The sequence below is a fragment of the Massilia pinisoli genome, from assembly GCF_024753285.1.
In the GTDB taxonomy this organism is placed as follows: Bacteria; Pseudomonadota; Gammaproteobacteria; order Burkholderiales; family Burkholderiaceae_D; genus Telluria; species Telluria pinisoli.
Genome location: NZ_JANUGW010000021.1, coordinates 83731 through 93959, shown reverse-complemented (window position 1 = coordinate 93959; position 10229 = coordinate 83731). Strand labels below are relative to the sequence as shown.

Below are 10229 nucleotides of genomic sequence, written 5' to 3'. Positions count from 1 at the left end.
TCAAGTGCCCGCGCTCACGCGCAGGAAGGCGTCGAACATCATCAGCGACCACAGTGCCACGCTGTGGTCCGCGGTGCCCGCGTGGTGTTCGGCCACCAGTTTTTCCAGATAGCGGCGGTTGAAGATCCCGGTATCGACGAGGCGCGCGCCCAGCACCGCCTCGCGCACGGCGGCGCGCAGCGGGCCGCGCAGCCAGGCCGCCAGCGGAATCGAGAACCCCTTCTTCGACCGGTACATGATGTCGTGCGGCAGATGCGGCTCGAGCGACTTCTTGAGGATGTACTTGCCTTCGCCGCCGCGCAGCTTCAGGCTCGGGGGCAGCGTCGCCGCGTATTCGCAGAACTCGTGGTCCAGCAGCGGCACGCGCACTTCCAGCGAATGGGCCATGCTCGCGCGGTCGACCTTCGTGAGGATGTCGCCCGGCAGCCAGGTCTTGAAATCGAGGTACTGGATCAGCGACAGCGGGTCGTCCGTCGGCGCCTGCGCGGCGTGTTCGCGCATCACGTCGATCGCGCGGTAGCCTTGCAGGTCGCTCTTGAAGCCGTCCGAGAACAGCTGGTTGCGCTGGCGGTCGGTCAGGCGCGACACGCCGTGGAAATAGCCCTCGACGAGGTCGCGCGCGATCGCCTCGAACGTCGTCTTGGCGCGGAACACGCGCGGCGCCCAGTCGGCCTTCGGATACAGGCTGCCCAGGGTGCCGAACAATGGCTTCCTGATCGCTTCCGGCACCTTCGAGCGCACGCTGTGCTCGGCCATCGCGAAGCGGTAGCGGCGATAGCCCGCAAAATTCTCGTCGCCGCCGTCGCCCGACAGCGCGACCGTCACGTGGCGGCGCGCCAGCTGGCACACGCGGTACGTCGGGATCGCGGAGCTGTCGGCGAACGGTTCGTCGTACAGGTGCGCCAGCGTGTCGATCAGGCCGTAGTCGTCCTTGTCGACGATCTGCGCGTGGTGGTGCGTGCGGTAGCGCTGCGCGACCTGCATCGCGTACTGCGTCTCGTCGAATTCCGGATCGTCGAAGCCGATCGAGCACGTGGTGACGCCTTCGCTGACCGAGCCGTCCCGTGCGCCCGCCATCATCGCGACGACGGCGCTGGAATCGACGCCGCCCGACAGGAAAGCACCCAGCGGCACTTCCGATTCCATCTGGCTTTTCACCGCTTCGCGTACGCGGTCGATCAGCTCGGCCTCGACGTCCGCTTCCGGCCGCGCCGGCGCGACGTTGAACGCGAGGTCCCACCAGCGCTTCGGCTGGACGGCGCGGTCGCCGACCTTCAGCAGGATCGAGTGGCCGGGGCTGAGTTTATAGGCGTTGTGGAAGATGGTGTTCGGCTCCGGCACGTAGCCGTAGGCGAAGTAATCCTCGACGGCGCGCGGGTTCAGCTTGCGCGACAGTTCGGGGAAGGTCATGATCGACTTCAGTTCCGAGCCGAACACGAACAGGCCGCTCGGCAGCAGCGAATAGAACATCGGCTTCACGCCCACGTGGTCGCGCGCGAGGAACAGCGTCTGCTTCCTGCGGTCCCACACGCCGAACGCGAACATGCCGCGCAGGCGGCGCACGCAATCGTCGCCCCACGCGAGCCACGCGTTCATGACGACTTCCGTGTCCGACTTCGTGCGGAACACGTGGCCCAGCGCGATCAGTTCGTCGCGCAGGATCCGGTAGTTGTAGATCTCGCCATTGAAGACGAGGGCCACGTCGCGCGCGGCGTTCAGGAACGGCTGCTGGCCCGTGGCCACGTCGATCACGGACAGGCGGCGGTGGCCCATGCCCAGCGCCTTTTCCAGATACAGCTCGCCTTCGTCGGGACCGCGGTGGTGCTGGCTCTCGTTCATGCGCCGCAGCGCTTCGCGGTCGATCTCCCGGTTGCCCTGGGTGTCAAAGATTCCGACTATTCCGCACATGATTTGCTTTCTTGCTTGTTCGTTGGGTGAAACGGTAACGCGTCAGTGTGCCTTGTTTCGGCAAAGTCCGTCGTAAAGTAGACCGTATGCGGTCACCATGGCACGCAGGCTGAAACGGTCTTCCACGCGCGCGCGCGCGGCGGCGCCGTGCGTGGCGCGCAAGCCCGCGTCCTGCGCGTAGCGGGCGAGCGCATCGGTCAGCGTGGCGATGTCGCCGACGGGGACCAGCAGGCCTTGCACGCCCTCGTCCACCACTTCCGGGATGCCGCCGACACGCGACGCGACGACGGGCAGGCCGCACGCCATCGCTTCCAGCATCGACACGGGCGTGCCTTCGGCCAGCGATGGGAGGGCGAAGATCGAGAACGAGTGCAGCACGGCGGCGATGTCGGCGCGCGCGCCCGGCAGCCACACGGCGTCTGTCAGGCCGAGACTCGCCACCTGCTCGCGCACGGCCTTCAGCAATGGGCCGTCGCCGACGATCGCCAGCTTCAGTCGCGGCGCGAGCTGCGGCAGTTGCGCCCGCAGCCGCGCGAAAGCGTCGACGAGGGCGCGGTGGTTCTTGACGTCCTGCACGCGGGCGACGGTGCCGATGACGATGTCGTCCGCTGCAAACGGCGCATCCGCGGCGGGCGCGCCGCCGGGTGCGTACTTGTCCGTGTCGACGCCGTTCTTGATGAACAGCGTCTTCGCGGTCGGAATGCGCACGACGTCGCCGAGCCAGCGATTCAAATCCTCCGAGACGGGGATGAAGCGGTCGACGAACGGCACGAGGCGCCGGCGCAGGAAGTTGTGCTTCGGGTTCAGGCCGTGCGGATCGCTCGCGTCGCGGCCGTGTTCCGCGTGGACGCGCACGGGGACGCCGGCCATGGTCGCCGTGAACGCGTACTCCAGCGCGGCCAGGTTGTACGTGTGCAGCACGGCCGGTCGCAGGCGCCGCATCAGGCGCCAGAACGTCAGGTGCGTGCCGAGCCCGAGGCCGGGCGGCTTGCCGAGCGCGAAGAGCTCGACGTCGCGGCGCGCGATGCGGTCGGCGAACGACGTGTACGTGGTCAGGCAGACGACGGCGTGGCGCCACGCGGGCATGCGGTTGATGCAGTCGACGAGCAGCGTCTCCAGGCCGCCCACGCCGAGCGAATACACGAGGTGCACGACGAGCGGCCGCGTGTCGACGCCGGATGGCGCGAGCGTCGGGGCAGGTGCGTTCATCGTCGTGCCTTTGCCTTCCGTTCCATTATGCCGCCAGCGCCTTTTGCGTCAGGCGGCCGTAGATCGCAGGGTAGCGGCCCACGCTGACGCGCCAGTTGCGCTCCGTCTCGACGTAGTGGCGGCCGGCCTGGCGCAGCTTCGGCCAGGAGTCGTGCGCGGCGAGCAGGGCGCCGACCTTGTCCGCCAGCGAATCGGGATCGTCGGCGCCGAACAGCACGCCGGTCTTGCCGTCCTCGATCAGCTCGAGGTGGCCGCCGACGTCGGACGCGGCCAGGATGCGGCCCTGCGCCATCGCTTCCAGCGGCTTCAGGGGCGTGACGAGGTCCGTCAGGCGCATCGACAGGCGCGGGTACACGAGCACGTCGAGCAGGTCGTAGTATTTGTTGACCTGGTCGTGCGGCACGCGGCCCGTGAACACGACCTTGTCCGCGATGTTCAGGTCCTTCGCCAGCTGGCGCAGTTGCTCGTCCTGCGGACCGCCGCCGACGAGCAGCACGCGCAGGTCGGGCATGCGCGCGACGAGCTTCGGCACGGCGCGCAGCAGCACGTCCAGGCCTTCGTACGCGTAGAACGAGCCGATGAAGCCGATCAGACGCGCATCGCCCAGGCCCAGTTTTTCCTTCAGGGCGAGGTCGGGCGTGCCGCCCATCGAGAATTTCTCGATGTCGACCGCGTTCGGGATCACGGTGACCTTATTCGCGGGCACGCCGCGCGCGACGATATCCTTGCGCAGGCCTTCGCAGATCGTGGTGACGGCGTCGGCCTGCTTCAGCGCATAGGTTTCGAGCGCGCGTGTGAGGCGGTAGCGCAGGCCGTTTTCCGAGCTGGTGCCGTGGTCGACGGCGGCGTCTTCCCAGAACGCGCGCACTTCGTACACGACGGGGATGCCGAAGCGCTTGCCGGCGCGCAGCGCGGCGATCGCGTTCAGCGACGGCGAGTGCGCATGCAGGACGTCCGGTTTCACGAGCGGGATGATCTCGGCCAGGCGCTTGGCCAGGCCGTCGATCACGTTCACCTGGTTCAGCACCGGCAGCTTTGCCAGCGCGCCCTTCGATTCCGGCGTGCGGTAGAAGTGCAGGCCGTCGACGGTTTCTTCGAGCATGTCGCCGGCGTTCTGCTTGGCGCCGGTGACGTGGAAGGTTTCCCAGCCGAGCGCGCGCTGTTCGCGCAGGATCGAGCGGGTACGGAAGGTGTACCCGCTGTGCAGCGGGATGGAGTGGTCGAGGACGTGCAGGACTCGCATGATCTTAATTCCGTTCTTGGTTCTTGGTATGGCGTTGTTCGATTGTCGTGTCAGCGGCCGCGCGTGGCCTTCAGCGCGCCGTCGATGGCCTGGCCTTGCTCGGCCAGGAAGCGGTGCAGCGCGGCGCGCGCACGCTCCTTGTCGTTGTCGTACGGGACCGCGAGCATGACGGCCGCGCCGTCGTCGCCGCGCAGCATGGCCTTGTTCGCGGCCTGCCACAGCTTGCCGACGTAATCGCTGCCGGTGTAATGCCCGCCGACCCATTTGAAGGCCCACACCATGATGGCACCCTGCGGAACGCGCAGGATGCCTTCGTGCACGGTCACGGGCGTACCGGCGACGGTCTCGCTGCGGCCCGTGCTTTCCACTTCGTGCCAGGCGTCCTGGTAGCCGCTCAGGCGGTTCATGGAACTGATCAGGCTCTTTTCGGGATTCTGGTTGCGGTAGTACAGGACGGTCAGGCTGACGGGCAGGCTGCCTTCCTGGTAGGCGCGGTGGAAGCGCGCGTCCGGCTCCATGTAGAACGGCTTCCAGTCGGCGAAGTCCCGGGCTTCCGGCGAGGTCACGGCGACGTCGGCCAGGCGCACGGGCGCCGGGTTGTCGTTGGCGCGCTCGCCCACCAGCGCCAGCGCGGGCCAGAAGCCGCACACGAGCAGCACGCCGGCCACCATCGCGGGCAGGCGGCGCGGCATCGCACCGGGCAAGACGGGCGCAGGCTTGGTGCCGGCGGCCGTCGCCGCTGTCGCGGGCACGGGGGCGTTGTCCTCGCGCCAGAAGCTGCCGATCCAGAACATGATGAACATGACGAGGCCGAAGAACAGCCAGCCGTAGATGATGTGGTCGACGCCCGTCGCGAGCGCCATGCCGGACAGGTGGCCGATCATCACGATCATGTAGGCGCGCAGGCCGTTGGCGATGACGGGGACGACCATCGCCAGGCCGATGAACAGCGCGCGTCGCGCGGTGGACCGGTAGGTCAGGTAGGCGTACAGGCAGCCGAGGGTAATCGAGGAAATCAGGTAGCGCACGCCGCTGCAGGCTTCGACCACGGACCAGCTGCCGGTCGGCAGTTCGAAGCGCGTGCCGCTGCGCAGCACGGGAATGCCGGTGGCGCGCACGGCCCATACCGTGAAGTCGGCCGTGAACTGGATCAGCGGGGCGACGAAGATCTCGCCGAACGGCACCGCGAACAGCAGGAACAGCAGCGGGAACGTGAGCGAGCCGGCCAGGCGCGGGCCGAACAGCGCGAGCGCGGCGACGGGGAACATCGCGACGAACATGTATTGCGACACGACCTGCACCTCGCCCAGCTGCGCGGCGAGCCAGCCGACGCCCAACACCGCGAGCAGCAGCAGCGCGGGCGGCCACGGCTTGGGCGGATACAGGCTGAAATTCTCGCGCCGGCGCCAGACGAGCCACAGGCTGATCGGCAGGATCACATAGCCGTGCGCGAAGGTCTCGGAACTGTTCCACACCGAGACGATCGAGCGCACGGTGCCGAAATACAGCAGGAACGGGGCGAGCAGGGCGAGCGCGATCAGCACTGCGCCCTGGCGCGACATGGGCGCAGCGGTGGCGTTGATGACGCCCGGTGGCGGATTCAGGAACATTCGAGACTCTCCCCAATACAGGCAAGGTTGCTGGACCAGCTGTAGTTGCGTTGGACCTTGGCGCGCGCCGCCGCGCCGATCGCGGCCGCGGCGCTCTCCTGGCCGGCCAGCAGCGTGCCCACGGCGTCGACGAAACCGGCGGCATCCTCGGCGAGCACGAGTTCGCTGCCCGGCACGGCGTCGATGCCTTCCAGTGCCTGCGGCGACACGACGACCGGCGTGGCCATCGCCATCGCTTCCAGCACCTTGTTCTGGATGCCGCGCGCGATGCGCAGCGGCGCCACCGACACGGCGGCATGTGCGATGTACGGCCGCACGTCCGGCACGGTGCCCGTGACGACGACACCCGGCAGCTTCGCCAGTTCCTGCACGGCCGGCGCCGGGCGCGAGCCGACGATGTAGAACTTCACGTCGGCGAACCGCTCGCGCAGGAGCGGGAAGATGTCGGCGGCGAACCACTGCACGGCATCCACGTTCGGCCAGTAGTCCATCGCGCCCGTGAACACGATGGCGCGTTCGTCCGCCGCGTACGGATTCGCGTGCGGCTGGTCGGGCGAGAAGTAGTCGGTGTCGACCCCGTTGCTGAAGTGGCCGATCTTGCCCGTGCTTTCCGGTGCCAGCTGGCGGAACAGGTCCGCCTCGGGCGCCGAGACGAACAGCGATGCGTCGTAGTCGCGCGCCACGCGGCGCTCGTACGCGAGCAGGCGGCGCGCCTCGTAGCGGTACAGCCAGTTCATCGGCCACGATTTCTGGTCGGCGTACTGGCGCCATTTGTCGGAGTCGACGTCGCAGAAGTCGACGACGCGGCGCGCCGAGCGGTACGGGTCGGCGTACTGCGCCATCGCGCCGGAGAACACGAGCACGCGCTCGATCTTGTGTTTCGCCACGGTGTCGTCGACCCAGCGCGCGAGCGAAGCGTCGCGGTAGTACTCGAGCGACAGCGAACGGTTCTTGAGCAGCGCCTGCAGGCTGCGCACGCGCGCCAGCAGCGGGTTCATGCGGGCGAAACGGCTGCTGGCGCACAAGCCCTCGACGTGCGGCACGTATTGCCAGTCGGCGGGATCGTCCACGAACGTGGCCAGATGCACGCGGTAGTGCCGGGCCAGGTGCTTCAGCAGGTGGTACGAGCGGATCTTGTCGCCCTTGTTGGGCGGGTACGGGATCCGGTGGATCAGCAACAGCAGGTCTTCCACGATGTTTTCCTTATCACCCCAGATTGCGGACGATGTAAGGTCCCATGAAGTTTGCCAGCGGCAGCGGCAGCTTCTTCCACATCTTGATGAACAGCTGGTATTTCGGGTTCAGCGGATTGTTGTCCGGCAGCGCGCTCGCGGCGTACAGCTTGTATTCGTACGGCAGGTGCTGCGCCGTGAAGCCCCAGTTCTTCTTGAAGTCGTAGGCGCCGGTGCCCAGCTTGCTGCGGCCGAAGTCGAACAGCCGGCAGCCGCGCGCGGCCGCCGCCTGCATCAGGTTCCAGTACATGAAGTCGTTGCCGGCCACTTCGCGCGCGAGGTCCATGCCGCCGCCGTAGTAGGGCACGACTTCGTCGCGCCAGTAGAACGACAGCACGGCGGCCACGAGGCGGTTGTCTTCCGTGACGATGGTGCGCACTTCGCACTCGTCGCCGAACACTTCCTGCAGCATGGCGAAGTATTTTTTCGGGAACACCGGGGTGCCCAGCCGGTGCACGCTGTGCGCATACGCGTCGAACATGCGGTCGACGTTCGTGTCGACTTCGCCGCGCAGGCCCAGCTTGATGCCCTTGCGAACCATCGCCCGCTGCTTGCGCGGGATGGCGTTCAGGTTGGCCTCGTCGTCGCCCGTAATCTCCTTGCGGAAGGTGACGTACAGCTCCTTCGTGTGCCAGCTGGCGTCGTCGGGGTGGAAGCGCTGCATGCCGCGGTATTCCAGGTGGCCTACGCCCAGCTTCTGCGCCAGTTCGTCTGCGGCCGTATCCAGCATGGCGCGTGCCGCGTCGCTCGTCGCTGCCGGGCCGCCGTACACGCAGAACGGCATCGCGCCCAGCGAGTGGCCGAACAGGCGACTCTTGATTTCCGCGAGGGGCAGCACGCCGAGGATCTGGCCGTCCTGCTGCACGTAATAAAACCAGGTCTTGATGCCGAACGAGCCTTCGATCACCTTCTGCCAGCCGGACAGGTGGAAGAAGGTGGCGTCGGGACAGGCGCGGACGAAGGCGTCCCAGCGGCCGTATTCGTGCGGCTGGAGCAGGTGCAGCGTCATGGGCGACGTGGACAGCACGGGAGCTGCCCGTTTGGCCTGTGCGGCCTCGATGATCGAATTCATGGGCGGTTGAGGAAGATGTTGTCCATGCGGTCCCACGCGAAGTCGCGCGCGAGGGATTCGATGCGACGTTCCATCCGGTCGATGTTGATGTAGTGGCGGAAGCGCGCCTTGGCGCCGAGGCCTTGGGGACGCGGCTGGCCGGGGTCGACTTCCCACGGGTGGAAGTAGAACAGGGCGGGCTGGCCGTCCTCGCGGTTCACCTTGGCCATCATCCAGCGCGACAGCGCGTACGGCAGCAGGCGGAAATAGCCGCCGCCGCCGGCGGGCAGATTACGGCCCATCATGTGCACGGTCGTGATCGGGATTTCCAGCAGGCCGTCGGTGCCGTTCGGGTAGAACGCGAACCGGGGCGCTTCCGGCATGCCGTAGTGGTCGTGCACGACCGGGTAGATGCTGGAGCTGTAGCGGTAGCCCGCCTCGAGCAGCTCGTCGAGCGCCCACAGGTTGTCGCGGCCGATCGAGAAGCTCGGTGCGCGGTAGCCCAGCACGGCCTGGCCGCCGATGTCTTCCAGCAGCGCTTTCGCGGAGCGGATGTCGTTGGCGAATTCGGCGCGGGTCTGGTCCGACGCGCGCAGGTGGCCGTAGCCGTGGCTGGCCAGTTCGTGGCCGGCGGCCACGATGCGCTTGACGACCTGCGGATAGCGCTCGGCGATCCAGCCCAGCGTGAAGAACGTGGCACGCACCCCGTGGCGCTCGAACAGCGCGAGGATGCGGTCCATATTGGCTTCGACGCGGCATTCGCGCGTGGGCCAGCTGGCGCGGTCGATGTAGGGCGCGAAGGCGGAGACCTGGAAATAGTCCTCGACGTCGCAGGTCATCGCATTGCGGATGCGTTGTCCCGGGGCCGGTGCGGGCCGCGGGGCGAGTTCGAGCATGTTCATTCTTGATTGTCCATCGGATGGGTTACCGCCCCCTGGGGCGTGGCGACGATCTTCTTCAGGATCGACAGCACGGACACGATCGACTTCTCCAGGCGCATCATGCGTTCGTCCAGCACTTCGACGCTGCTCACGCGGCGGTCGCCGACGCGCTGGTCGATGGTGCGCAGGTCGGAGCGGAAGGCCGCGTCCAGGTCCACGTCGGCCGATGTGCCCTTCAGCGTGTCCGGCGCCGGCGTGCCGAGGGGATCGTCCACCTCGAATTCCTCGCTGATGTCCTTCACGACCATGTTGATGTCCTGCTCGCCGAACGCGTGCATCTCTTCCAGGAAGCCCATCAGCAGCACGCGGTCCATCAGCGTGTTGACCTTGCGCGGGATGCCGCCGCTGTATGCGTAGATCGCGGCATGGGCGCCGTCGTCGAACGACGGATCGCCCTTCCAGCCGACGGTCGCGAGGCGGTGCTCGACGTAGGCGTGGGTTTCCTGCGCATCCATCGGGCCCAGGTGGTAGCTGGCGATCACGCGCTGGCGCAGCTGCTGCATGCCGGGGCTGTGCAGGGTGGCGCGGAATTCGGGCTGGCCGAGCAGGAAGGTCTGCAGCAGCGATTTGTCGTCGGTCTGGAAGTTCGACAGCATGCGCAGTTCCTCGACCGTGCGTGCCGACAGGTTCTGCGCCTCGTCGATGACGAGCAGCGCGCGCTTGCCCTGGTGGTCGACGTCGCACAGGAATTTTTCCAGGCGCGTGAGCAGGTCCGTCTTGCTGGCGCCTTCGTACGGCAGCCCGAACGCCGACACGACCATGCGCAGCGTGTCGTCCGGATCGAGGTGCGTGTTGACGATGTGGGCGGCGACGATCTGGTCGGACGGCAGCCGGTTGAACAGGTTGCGCACCAGCGTCGTCTTGCCCGCGCCGACTTCGCCCGTGATGACGATGAAGCCTTCACCTTGTGACAGCCCGTATTCGAGGTAGGCCATGGCCCGCTTGTGGCCTTTGCTGCCGAAGAAGAAATGCGGGTCCGGACGCAGCTGGAAAGGTTTGGCGGAAAATCCGTAGAAAGACTCGTACATCGTATGC

General features: G+C 67.2%; 8 protein-coding genes. All 8 read right to left on the bottom strand.

All coding sequences use genetic code 11. The annotated features are described in order from the left end of the window. The 8 genes from NX784_RS22960 to NX784_RS22925 are packed head-to-tail and all read right to left on the bottom strand — an operon-like array spanning nt 1 to nt 10222. Nucleotides 1–1908 carry an XrtA/PEP-CTERM system amidotransferase gene (locus tag NX784_RS22960; protein WP_258819009.1) on the bottom strand — a complete coding sequence of 636 codons (1908 nt, stop codon included), beginning with the start codon at nt 1906–1908 and terminating at the stop codon, nt 1–3. 42 nt (nt 1909–1950) lie between these two features. After that, nucleotides 1951–3117 carry a TIGR03088 family PEP-CTERM/XrtA system glycosyltransferase gene (locus tag NX784_RS22955; protein ID WP_258819008.1) on the bottom strand — a complete coding sequence of 389 codons (1167 nt, stop codon included), beginning with the start codon at nt 3115–3117 and terminating at the stop codon, nt 1951–1953. 25 nt (nt 3118–3142) lie between these two features. Beyond that, on the bottom strand, nt 3143–4360 hold the full coding sequence (locus NX784_RS22950) for a TIGR04063 family PEP-CTERM/XrtA system glycosyltransferase (RefSeq protein ID WP_258819007.1): 1218 nt from the start codon (nt 4358–4360) through the stop codon (nt 3143–3145). A 50-nt stretch (nt 4361–4410) separates the two neighbouring features. Then, nucleotides 4411–5970, bottom strand: coding sequence for an exosortase A (gene xrtA / locus NX784_RS22945; RefSeq protein WP_258819006.1), 1560 nt, complete (start codon nt 5968–5970; stop codon nt 4411–4413). Then, nucleotides 5961–7163, bottom strand: a complete 1203-nt coding sequence (locus NX784_RS22940; RefSeq protein ID WP_258819005.1) for a TIGR03087 family PEP-CTERM/XrtA system glycosyltransferase — start codon at nt 7161–7163, stop codon at nt 5961–5963. The genes xrtA and NX784_RS22940 overlap by 10 nt, the downstream gene beginning before the upstream one ends. A gap of 13 nt (nt 7164–7176) precedes the next feature. After that, nucleotides 7177–8274, bottom strand: a complete 1098-nt coding sequence (locus NX784_RS22935) for a FemAB family XrtA/PEP-CTERM system-associated protein (RefSeq protein WP_258819004.1) — start codon at nt 8272–8274, stop codon at nt 7177–7179. Then, the gene (locus NX784_RS22930) at nt 8271–9155 is read right to left on the bottom strand and encodes an XrtA system polysaccharide deacetylase (RefSeq protein ID WP_258819003.1); all 885 of its coding nucleotides are present in this window, start codon (nt 9153–9155) and stop codon (nt 8271–8273) included. The genes NX784_RS22935 and NX784_RS22930 overlap by 4 nt, the downstream gene beginning before the upstream one ends. Next, nucleotides 9152–10222, bottom strand: coding sequence for an XrtA/PEP-CTERM system-associated ATPase (locus NX784_RS22925; protein WP_258819002.1), 1071 nt, complete (start codon nt 10220–10222; stop codon nt 9152–9154). Before NX784_RS22925 ends, NX784_RS22930 begins: the two co-directional genes overlap by 4 nt. Nucleotides 10223–10229: the final 7 nt, after the last annotated feature.